The 18,961-nt window shown below is 69.4% G+C and carries 18 protein-coding genes; 12 read left to right on the top strand and 6 right to left on the bottom strand.

All coding sequences use genetic code 11. The features are described from left to right. Positions 1 to 23 precede the first annotated feature (23 nt). Entirely contained in the window at positions 24 to 176 is a 153-nt protein-coding gene (locus ASG72_RS20740) for a hypothetical protein (protein WP_156395905.1), read from the bottom strand. A gap of 347 nt (positions 177 to 523) precedes the next feature. Between ASG72_RS20740 and ASG72_RS11380 the strand changes: the two genes are divergently transcribed. Further along, entirely contained in the window at positions 524 to 763 is a 240-nt protein-coding gene (locus ASG72_RS11380) for a hypothetical protein (protein ID WP_056712318.1), read from the top strand. 120 nt (positions 764 to 883) lie between these two features. Here ASG72_RS11380 and ASG72_RS11375 read toward each other — a convergent pair whose 3' ends face one another. Continuing rightward, on the bottom strand, positions 884 to 1,783 hold the full coding sequence (locus tag ASG72_RS11375) for a Spy/CpxP family protein refolding chaperone (protein ID WP_056712316.1): 900 nt from the start codon (positions 1,781 to 1,783) through the stop codon (positions 884 to 886). Between the two features lie 180 nt (positions 1,784 to 1,963). Between ASG72_RS11375 and ASG72_RS11370 the strand changes: the two genes are divergently transcribed. The 6 genes from ASG72_RS11370 (at position 1,964) to dksA (ending at position 8,525) form a co-directional block, all read left to right on the top strand. Continuing rightward, complete coding sequence (locus ASG72_RS11370) at positions 1,964 to 2,959, top strand: P1 family peptidase (RefSeq protein WP_056712314.1); 996 nt, start codon at positions 1,964 to 1,966, stop codon at positions 2,957 to 2,959. A gap of 42 nt (positions 2,960 to 3,001) precedes the next feature. Further along, positions 3,002 to 3,790, top strand: coding sequence for an ATP12 family protein (locus ASG72_RS11365; RefSeq protein WP_056712313.1), 789 nt, complete (start codon positions 3,002 to 3,004; stop codon positions 3,788 to 3,790). A gap of 99 nt (positions 3,791 to 3,889) precedes the next feature. After that, positions 3,890 to 5,419 (top strand): acyl-CoA carboxylase subunit beta, encoded by a 1,530-nt coding sequence (locus ASG72_RS11360; RefSeq protein WP_056712312.1) that lies wholly within the window; start codon positions 3,890 to 3,892, stop codon positions 5,417 to 5,419. Positions 5,420 to 5,539: 120 nt separating this feature from the next. Continuing rightward, positions 5,540 to 6,913 carry an MBOAT family O-acyltransferase gene (locus ASG72_RS11355; RefSeq protein ID WP_056712311.1) on the top strand — a complete coding sequence of 458 codons (1,374 nt, stop codon included), beginning with the start codon at positions 5,540 to 5,542 and terminating at the stop codon, positions 6,911 to 6,913. 52 nt (positions 6,914 to 6,965) lie between these two features. After that, positions 6,966 to 7,916 carry a hypothetical protein gene (locus ASG72_RS11350; RefSeq protein WP_244488769.1) on the top strand — a complete coding sequence of 317 codons (951 nt, stop codon included), beginning with the start codon at positions 6,966 to 6,968 and terminating at the stop codon, positions 7,914 to 7,916. A gap of 186 nt (positions 7,917 to 8,102) precedes the next feature. Further along, positions 8,103 to 8,525, top strand: a complete 423-nt coding sequence (gene dksA, locus ASG72_RS11345; protein ID WP_056712308.1) for an RNA polymerase-binding protein DksA — start codon at positions 8,103 to 8,105, stop codon at positions 8,523 to 8,525. A gap of 195 nt (positions 8,526 to 8,720) precedes the next feature. Here dksA and flgH read toward each other — a convergent pair whose 3' ends face one another. Genes flgH through flgF form a run of 4 tightly spaced genes read right to left on the bottom strand, consistent with a single transcriptional unit; the run spans position 8,721 to position 12,108 of the window. Then, entirely contained in the window at positions 8,721 to 9,473 is a 753-nt protein-coding gene (flgH, locus tag ASG72_RS11340; RefSeq protein ID WP_056712306.1) for a flagellar basal body L-ring protein FlgH, read from the bottom strand. Between the two features lie 26 nt (positions 9,474 to 9,499). Continuing rightward, positions 9,500 to 10,537 (bottom strand): flagellar basal body P-ring formation chaperone FlgA, encoded by a 1,038-nt coding sequence (gene flgA, locus ASG72_RS11335; protein ID WP_056712304.1) that lies wholly within the window; start codon positions 10,535 to 10,537, stop codon positions 9,500 to 9,502. Positions 10,538 to 10,552: 15 nt separating this feature from the next. Continuing rightward, positions 10,553 to 11,344: a flagellar basal-body rod protein FlgG gene (gene flgG, locus ASG72_RS11330; protein WP_056712303.1), complete on the bottom strand. Its 792-nt coding sequence runs from the start codon at positions 11,342 to 11,344 to the stop codon at positions 10,553 to 10,555. Between the two features lie 20 nt (positions 11,345 to 11,364). Continuing rightward, positions 11,365 to 12,108 (bottom strand): flagellar basal-body rod protein FlgF, encoded by a 744-nt coding sequence (gene flgF, locus ASG72_RS11325; RefSeq protein WP_056712300.1) that lies wholly within the window; start codon positions 12,106 to 12,108, stop codon positions 11,365 to 11,367. A gap of 283 nt (positions 12,109 to 12,391) precedes the next feature. On the opposite strand from flgF, the gene fliL reads away from it, so the two are divergent. The 5 genes from fliL to ASG72_RS11300 all read left to right on the top strand — a co-directional run bounded on the left by fliL (position 12,392) and on the right by ASG72_RS11300 (position 18,908). Next, positions 12,392 to 12,904: a flagellar basal body-associated protein FliL gene (fliL, locus tag ASG72_RS11320; protein WP_056712609.1), complete on the top strand. Its 513-nt coding sequence runs from the start codon at positions 12,392 to 12,394 to the stop codon at positions 12,902 to 12,904. Positions 12,905 to 12,957: 53 nt separating this feature from the next. Beyond that, a complete protein-coding gene (fliM, locus tag ASG72_RS11315) occupies positions 12,958 to 14,091 on the top strand; it encodes a flagellar motor switch protein FliM (RefSeq protein ID WP_056712297.1) in 1,134 nt (377 codons plus the stop codon). A gap of 19 nt (positions 14,092 to 14,110) precedes the next feature. Further along, the gene (locus tag ASG72_RS11310) at positions 14,111 to 14,563 is read left to right on the top strand and encodes a DUF6468 domain-containing protein (RefSeq protein ID WP_056712293.1); all 453 of its coding nucleotides are present in this window, start codon (positions 14,111 to 14,113) and stop codon (positions 14,561 to 14,563) included. Continuing rightward, positions 14,560 to 15,372, top strand: coding sequence for a hypothetical protein (locus ASG72_RS11305; protein ID WP_056712290.1), 813 nt, complete (start codon positions 14,560 to 14,562; stop codon positions 15,370 to 15,372). The genes ASG72_RS11310 and ASG72_RS11305 overlap by 4 nt, the downstream gene beginning before the upstream one ends. A gap of 101 nt (positions 15,373 to 15,473) precedes the next feature. Continuing rightward, positions 15,474 to 18,908, top strand: coding sequence for a hypothetical protein (locus tag ASG72_RS11300; RefSeq protein ID WP_056712287.1), 3,435 nt, complete (start codon positions 15,474 to 15,476; stop codon positions 18,906 to 18,908). The last annotated feature ends 53 nt before the right edge of the window (positions 18,909 to 18,961 follow it).

The raw sequence follows: 18,961 nt of genomic DNA, 5'->3' as shown, positions 1-18,961 counted from the left end.
GGCAGCGAGGCGCCGCACGGAGCTCACAGGCGGGAGCCGACCTCGTCGCGGAAATAGTGATAGCCCAGCATCAGCACGCCCAGCATGATCGAGATTGCATAGGGCCCGAACAGGCTGGAAACGAAGACCAGCGCGATGAAGCTGCGCATCATCCAGATCGCCCAGGAATTTTTCACGGTTCGCCCTCCGTTGATCAATCCTGCCGAAACGTAAACAGGCAGATATGAATCGAATTTGAACGACTATGGTAAACCGGCGTTTTCCATCCCTTAACGGCGGAGCGCCGCCGGCCGGCCCGCGCCACCGGGCGGACCTGTCTACGATGGCGCGGCCTTGGCACCCTCGCCGCCGCTTTTAGCTCTGACCGGCCCATTCTGGGCAACTGCACCGGCCTATGGCGGCGCGGCGTCTCCGCATCCGTCGTCACACCCGTCACGAGCGGGCGCTGCCGAGGCGGGCACCCTGACAAAATGTCGCGACTCAGCTAGCTCTGGTGACCCTGTCCCGAACGAGGATGACGCCGATGAAGACGCTGATTGCCGCTCTCGCACTCTGCTGCGTGTCGAGCTTCGCCCAGGCCCAGAGCTGCACGATCCAGGCCGGCGAGAAGAAGCTGGCCGGCGCCGCCAAGACCAGCTTCCTGACGAAATGCGAGAAGGACGCCACGGCCGCCTGCGATAAGCAGGCCGCGGACCGCAAGCTCAACGGTGCGGCGAAGACCAGCTTCACCACCAAATGCGTCAAGGATTCCGTCGGCTCCTGAAATTAGGGAGCCCTCGCCTCGCCCGGGCTGCAGCGCTGCTTCAGGCGTAGCCCGGCAGGAGCGATGACAAAAGGGCGGCTCGCAGGAGCCGCCCCTTTTCGTGACTGCGGTCGCGCCGGCTCAGTTGCGCTGGTCGCGCCACTCGCCGCCCCAGCGCCGCTGCCCGTAGCCATCGCCGCCATAGCGACCGCGCTCGCCATCGAAGCCGCGATCATCGTCTCCGCCGGCGTCGCTGCGGCGATAGCCGCCACCCTCGCCATCGCTCCAGAGATCGTTGCGCTCATAGCGGCCATATTGGCCCTGGCGCCAGTCGCCGTCGGAGCCGCCCTGGCGATAGCCCCGGCCCTCGCCATAGCCGCCATGATGGCCGCCTTGGCCGCGCATGCCGTGATGCCCCTCGCTGTCGGACCCGCCGCGCATGCCGTGCCCGCCATGATGCATGCCGTGATGGCGCATCATCATCATGCTGCGCCCCTCGGCCATCACTTCCCGCACCGCACGGCGCACGACCGTCTTCTGCCGGTCGCTCAGCGTCTGCCAGAGCGGCCGCACGGCATCGGCCATGTCCTTGGTGCGGGTGGCGCGCTCGCTCTGGCGGCTCGCCATCATGTCGAGCTTCTCCATGATGTCGGCGTCGCGGAAGCTCTCGCGCATCTCCCGCATCGACCCCATGCGCTCGCGGCGCTGCTGGGCGTTCTGCTTGATCAGCGTCTCGACGCGCTCGAACAGCGGCACCTGCTCCGGCTTCAGATCCATCTCGGTGCGCAGCCGGGCCAGCCGCTCGTTCATGCGGGCCTCCATCCGCTCGGCCATGCGCTCGCGGCGCTCGGCGCGGCGATCCTCCCGCGATTCCTTGCGGACCTCGCTGCTGTCGCGGGTCTCGGAGCCGGAGGCGGCGGGGCGGTCCTGGCTGGTGGTCGCCGGCGGCGTGGCCGGCGGGGTGCTCTGCGTCTGCGCCACCGCCAGCGAGGCGGCGATCAGGGCGGCGGAGGAAGCGGCGATGAGGGCGATGCGTTTCATGGGCAGATCTCCGATGGCTGATCGTTCAGGCGGGGCTCGGTCGCCGCAAGCTGCGCCCCAGGGTCTCACCCGGCGATGGCGCGAGCATGAAAAAAAAGTAATGTGCCGATCTCGGGCAACGCGGCGGCCCGCCCGCCGTTCCCTCGCCTCCCGCCAGCCAGCCTCCAGCCCCTGCCCTCCATGCGCAATCTCATCACCGATGTCGCGGGTCTGCAAATCGGTCAGGCGCACGACATGGCCGCCGCGACGGGCGTGACCGTCGCATTGTTCGACCGTCCGACCGTCGCCTCGGTCGCGATTTTGGGCGGCGCGCCGGGCGCCCGCGAGACGGCGCTGCTCGAGCCGGAGATGACGGTCGGCCATGTCGACGCGATCGTGCTCTCCGGCGGATCGGCGCATGGGCTGGCCGCGGCCGATGGCGCGATGGGCTGGCTCGTTTCGCAGAACCGCGGCTTCCCGGTCGGCGGGCTGCGGGTGCCGATCGTGCCGCAGGCCATTCTGTTCGACCTGCTGAATGGCGGCGACAAGCCCTGGGCCAGGACCGGCGCGCTTTCGCCCTACCGCGCGCTGGGCGCCGCTGCGATCGCGAGCGCCGCGGCCGATTTCGCGCTGGGTACGCAAGGGGCGGGCTTCGGCGCGACGACGCGGAACCTGAAAGGCGGCATCGGCTCGGCCAGCGCCCGCGCCGCCACCGGGCAGATTGTCGGGGCGCTGGTCGCGGTCAACGCCGTCGGCTCCGCCACCATCGGCGAGGGGCCGCATTTCTGGGCGGCGCCCTATGAGCAGGAGGGCGAGTTCGGCGGCCTGGGCTGGCCCGCCAGGATCGACCCGCGGGATCTCGCCATCCGCTTCAAGGGCGGCCCCGGCGAGAACACCACCATCGCGCTCGTCGCCACCGATGCGGTGCTGACCAAGGCGCAATGCAAGCGGCTCGCTCTGGCGGCGCATGACGGCCTCGCGCGCGCCCTGCGCCCGGTCCATGCGCCGCTCGACGGCGACATCGTCTTCGCCGCCGCGACGGGCCGGTCCGGCGCGCCCTCCGATGCGCTGGCGCTGGCGGAGCTCTGCGCCACGGCGGCCGATGTGCTGGCCCGGGCCGTGGCGCGCGGCGTCCACGCCGCCACCGCCCTGCCCTTTCCCGGCGCCCTGCCCGCCTGGCGCGACCGCTTCGGCTAGACCCCGCGACAAGCCGCGCCGGCCCATGCTAAAGCCCCGGCCATGTCGACCGATGATTTTCTCGCCCGTTTCGGCGCTGCCGGGCAGCGCCAGCCGGATCCCGTCGCCGCGGCGCAGAAGGCGATGCGCAACCCGCTGCCCAGGCGCTTCTACGAGCGCGCCGAGGTGCTCGCCCGCGACGGGCTGTATCATGTCGCGCTCGACGGGCGCACCGCCCGCACTCCGGCGCGCAATCCGCTGGCGGTCGGCTCCAGGCCGGTCGCGGACGCGCTGGCCGCGGAATGGCAGGCCATGCAGGAGGTGATCGACCCCGCGCGCATGCCGCTGACCCGGCTGGTGAATGCGGCGCTCGACGGGGTCTCCGAACAGCAGCAGGCCGTGCGGGACGAGATCGTCCGCTATGCCGGCAGCGACGCCCTGTGCTACCGCGCGGCCGAGCCCGAGGCGCTGATCGCCCGCCAGTCCGACGCCTGGGATCCGGTTCTGGACGCGGTCGAGCAGCGGCTGCAGGCCCGCTTCATCCTCGCCCAGGGGGTGATCTTCGCGCCGCAGCCGGAGACGACGCTCGCCGCCGTCGCGCGCCGGGTCGAGGCCTTTCCCGCGCCTTTGGCGCTGGCGGGAGCCCATAACGTGATGACGCTCACCGGCTCCACCATCCTGATGCTGGCGCTGGCCGAGGGGCTGCGCGATGCCGACGCGATTTGGGCTGCCGCGCATTGCGACGAGGATTACCAGATCGGCATCTGGGGCCAGGACGAGGAGGCGGCCGAGCGGCGCGCCATCCGGCGAATCGAATATGACGCGGCCGTCCTGTTGCTGCTCGCCGGCTGAGGCGAAACGCGTCGGCCTATTCCGCTACCAACAGATGATGGACTCGCGCGGCGGCGCTGCTTAATCCGGTTGCAGAAAGTTTTGCCCGGGAGCGCCGCCATGAAAGACATTCTCGAACAGCTCGAGCAGCGCCGGCAGGGCGCGCGCCAGGGCGGCGGCGAGCGGCGCGTCGAGGCGCAGCACAAGCGCGGCAAGCTGACGGCGCGCGAGCGCATCGAGCTCCTGCTCGACCGCGACTCCTTCGAAGAGTTCGACATGTTCGTGCAGCATCGCTGCGTCGATTTCGGCATGGACAAGGCCGAGAAGATCCCCGGCGACGGCGTCGTCACCGGCTGGGGCACGGTCAATGGCCGCACCGTCTTCGTCTTCTCCAAGGATTTCACCGTCTTCGGCGGCTCGCTCTCCGAGACCCACGCCCAGAAGATTATCAAGATCCAGGACATGGCGCTGAAGATGCGCGCGCCCATCGTCGGCCTGTTCGACGCCGGCGGCGCCCGCATCCAGGAGGGCGTCGCGGCGCTCGGCGGCTATGGCGAGGTCTTCAAGCGCAATGTCCAGGCCTCGGGCGTCATCCCGCAGATCTCGGTGATCATGGGCCCCTGCGCCGGCGGCGACGTCTATTCCCCCGCCATGACCGACTTCATCTTCATGGTCCGCGACACCTCCTACATGTTCGTCACCGGCCCCGACGTGGTGAAGACGGTGACCAACGAGACCGTGACCTCCGAGGAGCTGGGCGGGGCGAAGGTCCACACCTCGAAATCCTCGGTCGCCGACGGCTCCTTCGAGAACGATGTCGAGGCGCTGCTGCAGGTGCGCCGGCTGATCGACTTCCTGCCCGCCAACAACACCGCCGGCGTGCCGGAATGGCCGAGCTTCGACGTGCCGGACCGCGTCGACACCAGCCTCGACACGCTCGTCCCGGATAATCCGAACAAGCCCTACGACATCAAGGAGCTGATCCTGAAGACCGTCGACGAGGGCGATTTCTTCGAGATCCAGGCGGCCTATGCCGGCAATATCGTCACCGGCTTCGGCCGCATCGAGGGCCGCACCGTCGGCATCGTCGCCAACCAGCCGATGGTGCTGGCCGGCGTGCTCGATTCCGATGCCTCGCGCAAGGCCGCCCGCTTCGTGCGCTATTGCGACGCCTTCGAGATCCCGATCGTCACCTTCGTCGACGTGCCCGGCTTCCTGCCCGGCACGGCGCAGGAATATGGCGGGCTGATCAAGCACGGCGCCAAGCTGCTCTATGCCTATAGCGAATGCACCGTGCCGCTGGTCACGGTGATCACCCGCAAGGCCTTCGGCGGGGCCTATGACGTGATGGCCTCGAAGCATATCGGCGCCGATGTGAACTATGCCTGGCCGACCGCCCAGATCGCGGTGATGGGCGCCAAGGGCGCGGTCGAGATCATCTTCCGCGGCATGGATACCGACGGCATCGCCGCCAAGACCAAGGAATACGAGGACCGCTTCATGTCGCCCTTCGTCGCCGCCGAACGTGGCTATGTCGACGAGGTGATCATGCCGCATTCGACCCGGCGGCGGATCGCGCGGGCGCTGGCGATGCTCAGGACCAAGAGCGTCGAGCGGCCCTGGCGCAAGCACGACAACATCCCGCTGTGAGGCGACGCGCGGGACTCACCGCCCCGGCCCCGACGGCGCCGGCCGGCGCCTCGGGCACCGCGACATGACAGCCCCCGCATAATCGGCTAATCCGGCGCGTCCCTCGATCCCGCCGGCCCGATGCTCTTCAACTCCTTCGCCTTCCTCCTCGCCTTCCTGCCGCTGGCGCTCGGCCTGCACTGGCTGGCGGAGCGCTTCGCGCCGCAATGGCGGCTGCCCGTGCTGGCGGCCCTGTCCTTCGCCTTCTACGGCTATTGGGACTGGCGCTTCGTGCCGCTGCTGGCGGCCTCGATTCTGGTCAACTGGCTGATCGCCGAGCTCTTCCAGAAAACGCGCTCGGGCGGGCTGATCACGCTCGCCATCGTGCTCAACCTCGTCGTCCTCGCGCTCTTCAAATACTTCAACTTCTTCGCCGATCTCGCGGGGATGATTCCGGGATTGCCGGCGCCGAAGCTCGATCTGGCGCTGCCGCTCGGCATCTCCTTCTTCACCTTCCACCACGTGATGTATCTGACCGATCTCAGGCGGGGCCAGGCGCCGCGCTATGATCTGCTGCGCTATGCACTCTACATCGCGTTTTTCCCGCAGGTGCTGGCCGGGCCGCTGGTGCGCTGGCGCGAGATCATGCACCAGTTCGAGGAGCGCCCCTATCAGCGCCCGGACGCGGCCGAGCGCATCGCCCGCGGACTGATGCTGCTCACCGCCGGCCTCGCCAAGAAGGTGCTGATCGGCGATCCCCTCGCCGAATACGCCAATCCGGTCTTCGCCGCGGCGGCGGCCGGCAAGGTCGTCACCATGGCCGAGGCGTGGCAGGCGACTTTGGCCTTCACCTTCCAGATCTATTTCGACTTCTCCGGCTATACCGACATGGCGCTGGGGCTCGCACTGCTCTTCGGCATCGTGCTGCCGCAGAACTTCGAGATTCCCTACCGCGCCCTCAGCATCCAGGATTTCTGGCGGCGCTGGCACATGACCCTGTCGCGCTTCCTGCGCGACTATCTCTACATCGCGCTCGGCGGCTCGAAACACGGGCTGCCGCGCCAGGTCTGGGCGCTGTTCGCCACCATGGCGCTGGGCGGGCTCTGGCACGGCGCCGGCCTCACCTATGTCGCCTGGGGCGTGGCGCATGGACTGGCCCTGATCGTCGCGCTGTTCTGGCGCCGCGCCGGCTGGCCGATGCCGAAGCCGCTCGGCTGGCTTTTGACCTTCGTCTTCGTGGCCTTGTGCTGGGTGCTGTTCCGCGCCACCAGTTTCGAGGCCGCGATGGCGATCTACAAGGGGTTGTTCGGCCTCGCCCCGGTCGGCCAGGGCTTCAAATGGCGGGCGCTGCTTCCGGCCGCGGCCTTCGCGATGCTCGGCCCCACCGCCTGGGCGCTGGTGCACAGATTGCCGCCCGCGCGCTGGCTCGCCATCCTCGCCGGCATCCTGTTTGTCCTCGTCCTGCTCAAGATCGGCGACGATTCGAACTATGAATTCATCTATTTCCAGTTCTGAGACGGCAGGTCCCGGGCCTGACGCCCGGAACTGGCGCCTCTTCTCGCGGCTGATGCTGCTCACGGCGGCGGGGCTGACGGCGGCCCTGCTCGGGCTGGCGCTGCTGCTCGATCCTTTCGATACCGGCCGCACGCCGCTCGCATTCGAAAGCGGGGTCCGCCCGCAGGGGCCGCGCACCGCCGCCGCCAGCCGCGGCCGCGATCCGGCCTTCCAGGCCGCGATCTTCGGCAACTCCCATGTGCAGCAGCTCTCCCCGGCGGAGCTGACGCGGGCCACCGGCATCCCCTTCGTCTCGCTGATCGCGCCGGCCACCGGCCCGCGCGAGACGCTGACCCTGATCGACTGGTTCCTGCGCCATCACCCGGGCGCCGCGCGGGCCGTGATCGTCGGCGTCGACGCGATGTGGTGCACGGCGGACCCCGCCTTCCCCAATGACAAGCCCTTCCCCTATTGGCTCTTCGCCCGCGGCTGGGGCGAGTATCTCGCCGGTCTCGTCAGCCTGAACGTGGTCGAGGAACTGCCGCGCCGCGTCGCCCTGCTGCTGTCGCGCAAGGCCGAGCGCGCCCGGCCCGACGGCTATTGGGATTATGAGCCGAATTATGTCGGCCTCGGCTACGCCAGCAATCCGGAGATCCGGGCCAGGCTGCAGGCGCGCTCGGATGGCGGCGGCGGCGGTAACGCGACCGGCCCCTTCCCGGCCGCGTCCCGGCTCGAAGCCTTGCTGAGCGCCGCGCCCGACACCGCCCTCGTCCTGCTGCGCCCGCCGCTCTACGCCACCGCTCTGCCGCTGCCCGGCAGCGCCGATGCCGCGGCCAACGAGGCCTGTACGAGAGCCTTCGCGGCGCTCGCCGAACGCCGCCCCAAGACGGTGCTGATCGACTGGCGGCGCGACCGGCCGGAGCTGCGCGATCCGAATCAGTTCTTCGACCATTCGCATTACCGCAGCCCGATCGCCCGGCTGATCGAGGCCGACATCGCGGCGGCCCTGGCCAGGCTGCGCTGAGCCCCGCGCGGGAGGGCCGACCCGCTCTGGCTCGCCCCAGTTTGACGCGCCTGAAATTCAGTATGGATAGCGGCCTGCAATCCGATTGTTCCCACCGATGTCCCTCGCTATAAGGGCGCGAAATCGGCGGGCCACCCTCGGCAAAGTCGGTGGGCGCGACGAGACGACAACTCAGAGAGTGCGCCTATGTCGAAGCAGATCATTCTCGACGCGGACTACAAGCCCACGGATGCCGAACCGTTCATGAACGAGCGGCAGCGCGAATATTTCCGCGGCAAGCTCATGGCCTGGAAGGACGAGATCCTGAAGGAGGCCAAGGAGACGCTCGTGACGCTGCAGAGCGAGAACGAGAACCACCCCGACATCGCCGACCGCGCCTCCTCCGAAACCGACCGCGCGATCGAGCTGCGCGCCCGCGACCGGCAGCGCAAGCTGATCGCCAAGATCGATGCCGCCATCGCCCGGATCGACGATGGCTCCTATGGCTATTGCGAGGAGACGGGCGAGCCGATCTCGCTGAAGCGGCTCGAGGCCCGCCCGATCGCCACCCTGTCGCTGGAGGCGCAGGAGCGGCACGAGCGCAACGAGCGCGTCTTCCGCGACGATTGAAGCAGGACGCCGTCCATCCGGATCGCGAGAGCCCCGCGCCGGGAGAGCGCGGGGCTTTTTGCTGGCCGCCAGCCTGAGAGCTTGGGGAGCGTGGCGTGCGGCCGGGACGAGGGGCGGCTCGGGAGAGACCGCCCGCCGGCGGGCGCGGAGAAAGCGGGGAGCGTTCCGCGCCGGCCGGATCGGGGAAAGCGCGGCTCAGAAGGGCAGCAGGATGTCCATCACCTGCTGGCCGTAGCGCGGCTGCTGCACATCGGTGATCTGCCCGCGCCCGCCATAGGCGATGCGCGCCTGGGCGATCTTGGTGGAATCGACCGTATTGTCGGATTCGATGTCCTCGGGCCTGATCACGCCGGCGACGATTAGCTCACGCACCTCGAAATTGACCCGGATCTCCTGCTTGCCCTCGATCACCAGATTGCCGTTGGGCAGCGTCTGGGTGACGACGGCCGCGACATTGGTCGCCAGCTGTTCGGCGCGCCGCACCGAGCCGGACCCTTCGCTGGAGGCGGCGGAATCGAGCTTGAGCAGCGAATCGGCCTTGGCGCCGTTGGGCAGGAAATTGTCCAGCTTCTTCTCGAAGCCGAAGGCGTTGTCGGCGCCGACATCTTCGCCGTTCTTGCGGCTGCGCTTGGTGGTGTTGTCGAGCTGGGCGCGGTCGGTGACGCGCACCTTCACCGTCACCAGATCGCCGACCATGCGCGCCCGCTGATCCTTGAAGAAGGCGCGCGAGCCGGTGCGCCAGAGCGAATTCGGCGCGAAGGAGGCGTGTTCCATCGCCGGCATCGGCATCTGCACGGGCTTGTAGCCCTTCAGCGCCGTGGGATCCTCGATCGGCGAGAGGGCCGGGGCCGCGCCGACATTGGCGAGGCGGTCGGCGGCGCCGCAGCCGCTGAGGGCGACGCCGAGGGCGAGGAGGCTGGTGATCTGCGTGAAACGGCGCGTGGTCATGGCGTGTCTTTCAACTCGCTGGTGGGTCAGGGGGCGCGGGCCACGCGGCCGGCGGAGGAGGTCTGGACGGAGACCCGGCCGGAGCCGCTGACGGTGCCCTGCAGGGTCCGCTTGGATTGAAGATTGACGATGCTGATGACATCGCCCATCGCGCCGGCCTCCTCGGCCTTGCCGCGCATGGTGATCAGCAGGCCGGGCGACTGGTAGACGATGGTGACGAGCTCGCCCTTGCCGACGATCTCCTCGCGCTGCACGTCGCCGGCGCGCAGCGGCATGCCGGGGGTCAGCGTCCGCTTCGCCACCTTGGCGATGGCGGCGCGCGCATCGGCCAGCAGCTCGGTCGGCAGCCCGTCGCGGGGGCGCCGCTCGACCAGGATGTCGGCGGCCGTCAGCGTCTCGCCGCGGGCGATCGAGCGGCGCGGCACCACGACATCGACCGTCTCGACCAGCTGGCCGCTGATCCGCACCGGCTTCAGCCGCATCGCGGCGCTGCCGGGAACGGCGAGCCGCGCCTGCAGGCGGCGGGTGCGCGGATCATAGCTCAGCTCCTGGATGGCGAGGTCGCCGGTCAGCTCCGGCTCCACCACGATCGCCGGCGCGCCGCCGTCGATCGACAGGCCATAGGGCCGGGCGTCGAAGCCGTAGCGATCCTGCAGGCCGGTCTTCACCGCGTCTTCGAGATCCGCCGCCATCAGCCGGCGGGCGGCACGGGTCACCACGACCTGCGCGAAACCGTCGCTGCGGGGCTCCGCGGCCTCCGGCAGCACGCCGGCCGCGCGCGCCGCCTGGATGATGCGGCTGACCTGGATGGTGCCGGTTTCGCCGAGGGCGGGGGCGCGGAAAGCGGCCTGGGAGGCGAGGTCGCCGCTAAGCCCGGCGAAGAGATCGCCGAAGCGGACGAGATCGGTGGACAGCGTGATTTCCGGGCGCAGCTGCAGCCGCGCCTGCGGCTTGGAGGGCTCCTGCGCGGTCGAGGCCAGCGTCACCGGCGCCGGGGATGGCTGCGCCGCGGCCGCGGAGGCGGCGAAGGCGAGAGCGAGAAGGCTGGCGATGGGGCGGATCATGATGCGTCCTCAGGCCTAGCCGCGGAACATCTGGCTCGTCGCCGACATCATCTGGTCGGCGGCGGTGATGACCTTGGAGTTCATTTCATAGGCGCGCTGCGCGGCGATCAGCGAGGACAGCTCCGTCACCGCCTGCACATTGCCTTCCTCGAGATAGTTCTGCTGCAGCGTGCCGAAGCCCTCGCCGCCGCCGAACCCGTCGATCGCCGCGCCGGAGGCCCCGGTCTCGACGAAGAGGTTGTCGCCGATCGATTCCAGCCCGACCTTGTTGACGAAGCGCGAGAGCTGGATCTGCCCCACCGCCTGCGCCGCCGTCTGCCCCGGGATCTGGACCTCGACCGTGCCCTGGGCGTTGATGCTGACGCTGGTGGCGTTGTTCGGGATGGTGATGCCGGGCTCCACCTGATAGCCGTCGCGGGTCACGAGCTGGCCCTGGGCATCGAGGTCGAAGGACCCGTCGCGGGAATAGGTGGTGCGGCCATCCGGCATGCGGACCTTGAAGAAGCCGTCGCCGCGGATCGCCACGTCGAACTGCTTTTCGGTCGGGGTCAGGTTGCCCTGGGTCATCACCCGGCCGGTCGAGACGGTCTTGACGCCCGAGCCGATCGCGATGCCGGCCGGCACCTGCGTGTTCTGGTCGGAGGTGGCGGACCCGGCGCGGCGGTAATTCTCGTAGAGCAGGTCCTGGAAATGCGCCCGCTGGCGCTTGTAGCCGGTGGTGCGGACGTTGGCGATGTTGTTGGAGATGACCTGGACGTTGAGTTCCTGGGCCATCATGCCGGTCGCGGCGGTCTGAAGGGCGCGCATTCTCTGGGTTCCGTTCCGGATCAGGCCTGCTGGTCGGCAAGGCGGCTGATCGCCCTGCTGCGCAGCTCGTCGGATTTCGACATGATGTTGGCGAGGCTCTGATAGGAGCGCTGCACCTCCATCAGCCGGGTCAGCTCGACCACGGCCTTGACGTTGGAGGCTTCGACCGCGCCGGTTTCGAGCCGCGCCTGCGGGCCGGCCGGCAGAGCCGGTGTCGGCGAGGAGAACAGATTGGCCCCGTCATTGACGAGCGCCTGGGCATTGGCGAAGCGCACCTGGCGCAGCTTGCCGCGAATGCCCTGATCGCTGGAGACGGTGCCGTCTGCGGCGATCTTGGCGTCGGCCTCGCCGGGCCCGAAGACGATCGGGCCGCCCTCCCCCAGCACCCGCATCCCGGATTGCGTCACGAGCTCGCCGCGCTGGTTGACCTGCAGCGAGCCGGCGCGGGTGTAGCGTTCGCCATTGGGCGACTGCACGACGAGGTAGTTGTCGTCCCGCAGCGCGACATCCAGCGGATTGCCGGTACGCTGCACCGGGCCTTGGCTCAGATCGAGCGGGGTGCCCTTGTCGACGACATAGGAGACCGGGCGGTCCGGGCGCAGAAAGGCCTCGGCGCTCGCCACCGGCATGATGAATTCGTTGAACCGCGACGAACGCGCCTTGAAGCCGTTCGTGCCGGTATTGGCGATGTTGTTGGCGATGACGTCCAGCTCCCGCGTCAGTGCCATCTGACGCGACAGGCCGACGAGAAGAGCATTCTCCACGGCTGGTCTCCCGAATTGTCCCGCAACCGCTTCGACGCTCCCCAGCGCAGTGGTTGCCCCCGCTGCTCCGCAAGCGCCGTGCCAACATGGTTAAAGCCGGACAAGTCTTTGAGGCAGTTCGGAAAATGCCAAAATCGAGGCTCGCGCCCAGACCGGCAGCGGCCGTCCTCCCGGCACGAATGACCCGGCAGGAATTGCCGGGTTTAACGGGACGTTAACCGTGATTGCGCAGGGTGACCGCAAGGGCAGCCCGATGATGCGGCCGCCCGCGAAGGCGAGTGCGATGGCCAAGAAGCCCCAGACCGAGGATGCGGAAGGCACGGCCGGCGACGCCGCGCCCAAGAGCGGCAAGAAGAAACTGATCATGATCGTCGGCGGCGTGGTCGCGCTGGCGGCGCTCGGCGGCGGCGGCTGGTTCTTCTTCCTGAAGCCTCCCTCGGCCGAGCAGATCGAGGCGGCGGAGAAGGCCAAGGCGGCGAAGAAGCCGATCACCTTCGTCGAGATGAAGGAGATGGTCATCGGCATCTCGCCGGCCCCGCAGCAGGAGCGCGCCCCCTTCATCAAGGTCAAGGTCGTGCTGGAGGTCGCCGATCCGAAGATTTCCGACGGCATCAAGCCGCTGCTGCCGCGCGTCGAGGACGCGTTCCAGGTGTTCATGCGCGAGCTGCGCCCCTCCGATCTCGAAGGCTCCGCCGGCATGTTCCGCCTGAAGGAGGAGCTGCTGCGCAGGGTCAACGTCACGGTCTATCCCGCCAAGGTCGACGCCGTTCTGTTCAAGGAGCTGCTGCTGCAGTGAGGCAAGGAACCCCACGGCGCATCTCTCCCTTCCGACGATAGCAAGATGGCATCATGAGCAGCGACGATCTCGACAAGACCGGCAAGCCCAAGGACGAGCCGCTGACCCCCGAGGGGATGGCGGCCGAATGGGCGGCAATGCCGGACATCGTGGACGAAGACGGCGAACAGGAAGGCGGTACCGACCGCCTGATGTCGCAGGAAGAAATCGACACGATGCTCGGTTTCTCCACCGGCGAGGACAAGGACGCCCGCAACGGCATCCAGGCCATCGTCGATTCCGGATCGGTCGCCTATGAGCGGCTGCCGATGCTCGAGATCATCTTCGAGCGCATGGTGCGGCTGCTCTCGACCAGCCTGCGCAATTTCTTCACCGACAATGTCGAGGTCTCGCTCGAAAGCATCCGCTCGGTGCGCTTCGGCGACTACATCAACTCGATCTCGCTGCCCTCGATGCTCTCGGTGTTCAAGGCCGAGGAATGGGATAATTTCGGCCTCATCACCATCGAATCCTCGCTGATCTATTCGGTGCTGGACACGATGTTCGGCGGCAAGCGCGGCCAGCCCGCCCCGCGCATCGACGGCCGCCCCTTCACCTCGATCGAGATCAATCTGCTGAAGCGCGTGATCGCGCTGATCCTGAGCGATGCCGAGGCGGCCTTCCAGCCGCTCTCGCCGGTGACCTTCACGGTCGACCGCATCGAATCGAACCCGCGCTTCGTCTCGATCTCCCGCCCGGCCAATGCCGCCATCAGGGTCGAGCTGCGCTTCGACATGGAAGGGCGCGGCGGCGCGGTGCATCTGCTGCTGCCCTATGCGACGATCGAGCCCATTCGCGAGCTTCTGCTCGAAAGCTTCATGGGCGAGAAGCTGGGGCGCGACCCGATCTGGGAGAACCACCTCGCCACCGAAGTCTGGCAGACCGACGTCAACGTGACCTGCGTGCTGCATGAGACGCAGATGCCGCTGAAGCGGGTGATGAAGCTCGAAATCGGCGACACGCTGATGTTCGATGCCCGCCCCGACACCACCGTCGCGCTTCGCTGCGGCGACTTCATGGTCAGCGACGGCCGCATCGGCCGGGTCGACGGCAAGATCGCGGTGCAGGTCGTCAGCCCGCTGCGGCGCTCCAAGACCACCATCGCCGCCTTCGACAGCGCCACCAGCCATCTCGGCAGCCCCATCTAGACCGGATCGAGCCCATCCCATGACCCTCACTCTGTTCGCCGATGCCCTGGTCGCCTCCCTCCTCGTCGCGACGATCGTGACCTGCTACGTCCTGTCGAAGCGAATCGAGCGCCTGAAGGCGGATGAGGGGGCCATGCGGCAGACGATCGGCGCCTTGATCGCCGCGACCGACACCGCCGAGCGCGCCATCGCCGGGCTGAAGTCGACGCTGCATGATTGCGACCGCACCCTCGCCGACCGCCTGCGCACCGCCGAGCGCTACGCCGCCGATCTCGCGGCGCAGGTCGAGGCCGGGCAGGCGGTCATGGACCGCATCACCCAGATCGTCAGCGCCGCCTCGCTAGTCGCTCCCAAAGCCGCGGAGCCGGCCGCCCCTGCTCCGGCGCCGATCTCGCGTCTGGCCAATGCGGCCGAGGCCGCCGCCGCCATCCGCCAGCGCGCGGCCCGCCGCCTCGACGGGCAGGCCGCATGATCGAGAGGCCCCGCCTCATCCCCGCAGTCATCCTCGGCGCCATGGCTCTGCTGGCGCTGCGGCTGATGGCGTGGACGGCGGAGCCTCACCCCGGCAAGGTCCCGGCCAGCGACGTCGCCTTCCCGATCTCGGCCCCCGCCAGGCCGGAGCTCCAGGCCGCGCCCCGGACCGTCGCCAGCGCCTCCCCCCTGCCCGACCTCGTGCTGCGCGATCCCGAGACCACCGGCTCGGTGGACAAGCCCGAGGGCAAGGACAAGCCCAAGGCCGAAGCGGCCCCGCCCCACCCGCAGGACAAATCCGGCCTCGCCAACGGCACCGCGCAGCCGATGTCGCCGGCCGAGCGCGCCGTGCTCGAGAAGCTCTCCGCCCGCCGCGACGAGATCGAGGCGCGGATGCGAGAGCTCGAAATGCGCGAGCGCCTGCTCGGCACCGCCGAAAAGAAGCTCGACGGCCGCGTCGACGAATTGAAGGCGATGGAAGACAAGGTCGAGGGGCCGCGCGGCAAGGGCAGCGAGGAAGAGGCCAAGGCGATCAAGAACCTCGTCATCATGTATGAGGCGATGAAGCCCAAGGACGCCGCGCGCGTCTTCGACCGGCTGGGGCTCGACGTCCTCGTCCCGGTGGTCCAGCAGATGAACCCGCGCAAGATGTCGGAGGTCCTGGCGGCGATGGCGCCGGAGCGGGCCGAGAAATTGACCGTGGCGCTCGCCGGCAGCGGGCGCGCCGCCAGCGTCGAGCGCGTGGTGACCGAGCTGGCGAGCCCCGGCGGAAACGAACTCCCCGCCATCGCCCCGCCCCGACGCCGCTGACCTTAACCCGGCATTATCCTTGCCGCGCTAGGCTGCGTCTCGGCCTGCGCTGACCTTCCGGTGGCGCAGTCGCCCAGGCTGCGTTGCGTGAGTTTGCCGGTTTGCGTGTCCCGCGTTCCCTTCTCCTCGGTATCGGCCTCTCGGCGCTGGCGCTGGGGGCGCAGCTGCAGGCTCCGGCTCTGGCTGCCGGCGCGACCCTGCAGGGGCAGCCGATGCAGCAGGGTTTCGGCCGGCTCGCCATCAGCTTCGACGGCCCCACGACCACCCGGGTGCGCGTCTCCAACAGCGTGCTGATCGTCGCCTTCTCGGAGCCGGTCACCGTCGATGTCGCGAAAATCGCCGACGAGCTGCCGGGCTATCTCACGGTCACGCGGCTGGATCCCGATCGCCGTGGGCTGCGCTTCGCCCTGACCAGGCCCTTCCGCGCCAATCTGATCGAGGCGGGGGACAAGGCCTTCATCGATCTCCTGCCGGTCAATTGGACCGGCGTGCTTCCCGGGCCGCCGCCCGAGGTTCTGGCCGAGATGGCCGAGCGGCTGCGGCTGGCGGAGGCGCGGGCCCGGGAATCGCGTCGCCCGGCGCCGCAGCCGCGGCAGCTGACCGTGAGGGGCGCCGTGCTGCCGACGCTCGAGCGCCTGACCTTCGGCACGGTGGAGGACGCCGCCGTCAAGCCGGAGCTGGCGGATGGCAGGCTGACCCTGACCTTCGACAAGCCGATGCCGGTCGACCCGGCGAAGATCCGCACGGGGCTGCCGTCGGATTTGTCCCTCGTCGGTCACGAGACCACCGACACCGCCACGCGCCTCACCCTGACCGTCCCGAAACAGCGCCAGATCCGCAGTTTCCGCGACGAGGACGGGCTGATCGTCGATCTCCTGCACCCGCCGAGCCCGGACGCGCTGACGCTCGCGGCGCTGGAGGCGAAGGCCGCCGCCGCCCCGCCGGAGCCTGCGCCCCAGCCTCCGGCACAACTTCAGGCCGCCCCGCCCGCCGCGCCGGTGGCGAAGCCCCAGCAAGCTGTCGCGGCGCCCACCCCCGCCCCCGCACCGGCTCCGGTCGTGGCGCCGGCGGCGACGGTCGATCCGGCGCCGCAGCCCGTGAGGATCGAGGCCTCCTCGGCGGCGCCCGGGCCGCGCATCGATTTCCGCTTCCCGCGCCCCACCGGCGCCGCCGCCTTCATCGAGGCCGGTGTCCTGACCTTGGCCTTCGACACGCGTGACACGATCGATCCCGAGGATCTGAAGGCCGTGCTGCCGGAGCTCGTCGAGAGCACCGCCGTGACGCGCGAGGGCCGCCTGACGCTGCTGCGCCTGTCGCTGAAGAGCCAGCAGATCATGCGGCTGGTCGATGACGGCAACCGCTGGTCCCTGCGCTTCGGCGACCAACCCGGCAAGGCGGCGGAGCCGGTGGCCCCGCGCCGCGCGCTGGACGAACGCGGCCAGACCATCCTGTCGATCCCGCTGCCCGGCCTCACGGGGGTTCACTGGCTGGATGCCGGCCTCTCCGGCACGCCGCTGGCGATCGCCACGGCGACCGGGCCGGTGCGCAACCTGCCCAAGCCCTATCACTATGTCGAATTCGGCCTGCCGCAGACGGCGCATGGCATCGCCGTCGGCGCACGTGCCGACGATGTCGTGGTCCATGCCGGCGCCGACGAGCTGCGCATCAGCCGCGGCAACGGGCTGACCGTCTCGCTCGACCCGCTCGGCGAGAAGGGCAGCGAGGAGCAGAAGGGTCCCGCGCCGGCCACGCCGCTGATCGACCCCGCGCAATGGGCGGCGCTGCGCACGGAGGATGTGCTCGGCCGCTCGCGCGAGATCATGCAGGACGTCGCCGACGCCTCGCGCGGGCGCAAATCCGAGGCCCGCCTCGGGCTCGCCCGCTTCTACGCCGCCAATGACCTGATGCCGGAGGCGAAAGGCCCGCTGATCGCGCTGCTCAAGGACGATCCCTCGATGCGCGGCCATCGCGAGGCGCTGTTCCTGACCGGCCTCGCCGCGCTGCGCCTCCACCGCAACCAGGAGGCGCTCGCGGCCTTCGACGCGCCGCCGATCAAGCAGGATCCCGAGGCCGGGCTCTGGCGCGCGCTCGCCGAGCAGAGGCTCGGCCGCAACGGCGCCGCGCTGCTCGGCTTCCGCCGCGGCGAGGCGTTTCTCGACCGGTATCCGCCGGCGCTCCAGGCCGAGCTGCGCCCGGCTCTCGCCCGGGCGGCGCTGGCGATGCGGGACGTCACCATCGCCGAACGCGAGATCGAGAAGCTCACCGTCCTGCCCGCCGCCGTCGCGCCGGACCAGCAGACGGCGCTGCTGCGCGCGATGCTGGACGATCTCAGCGGCCGGCCGGAAGCCGCGCTGAACGGCTACAGGGCGCTGTTCGACTCTCCCGACCGGCCCGTCGCCGCCGAGGCGCAGCTGCGCGCCGTGCAATTGGCCCAGGCCGAAAAACGCAGCGACTTCACGCCGGACGAGGCCATCGCCAGGCTCGAGACGGTCTCGATGATCTGGCGCGGCGGGCCGATCGAGATGGAGGCGCTGGCCGAGCTCAGCCGGTTTTACGCCGACAGCCAGCGCTGGCGCGACGCTTTCATGATCGCGCGGCGCGCCAATGAGGTCTTCCCCAACGACCCGCTGACGCGGCGCATGCATGACGAGACCGCCCAGCGCTTCGCCGAGCTGTTCGGCGGCGACAAGGCCTCGACGCTGCCGCGGATCGACGCCCTCGCCCTGTTCTATGATTTCAAGGAATTCTTGCCGGTCGGACGGCGCGGCGACGAGATCACCAGGCTGCTCGCCGACCGTCTGGTCGAGCTCGATCTGCTCGACCAGGCCTCCGAGATCCTGCTCTACCAGCTCGACAAGCGGCTGAGCGGCGCCGCCCGCTCCACGGTCGCGGCGCGGCTCGCCATGATCAACCTGATGAACGGCAAGCCGGCCGAGGCGATCCAGAATCTGAACCGCACCCGCCTCGTGGAGCTCGCCAGCGATGTGCAGCGGGCGCGGCTCCTGCTCGAGGCGAAGGCGCTGTCGGATCTCTCGCGCACCGACCAGGCGCTGGAAATGCTGGAGGGCGAGAAGGGCCCGGAGATCGACCGGCTGCGCGCCGACATCTACTGGACGGGGCGCCGCTGGCGCGACGCCGGCGAGGCGCATGAGCGGCTGCTCGGCGAGAGCTGGCGCGGCGACGCGCCGCTGACCGATGGCGAGCGCGCCGAGGTGATGCGCACCGCCATCTCCTATGTGATGGCGGATGAGACCCTGTCGCTGGACCGGCTGCGCAGCAAATTCGCGGGCAAGATGACCCATAGCAGCGATGCCAGGACCTTCGCCTTCATCACCGGCTCGAGCCGCGCCAGCGCCGCCGATATCCGCGAAATGGCGCGCCGCGCCGCCGGGGCCGATAGTTTCACCGATTTCATGAAGGCCTATCGCGAGCGCTATCCCGATTACTCCACCTCCGTGCGCCAGCGGCCGAAGCCGGAGCAGCCGCCCGCGACCGGGACCGACGCCGCGGCCCCCGCCGCCGCCGCCCGCGGCTGACACAGCGCGGACGCTCTTCGCAAACCGGTCGAGACAAGGACGGCAGGGCCTTG

Source organism: Allobosea sp. Leaf344 (assembly GCF_001426225.1).
Taxonomy (GTDB): domain Bacteria; phylum Pseudomonadota; class Alphaproteobacteria; order Rhizobiales; family Beijerinckiaceae; genus Allobosea.
This window is presented reverse-complemented; position numbering and strand designations above follow the sequence as displayed.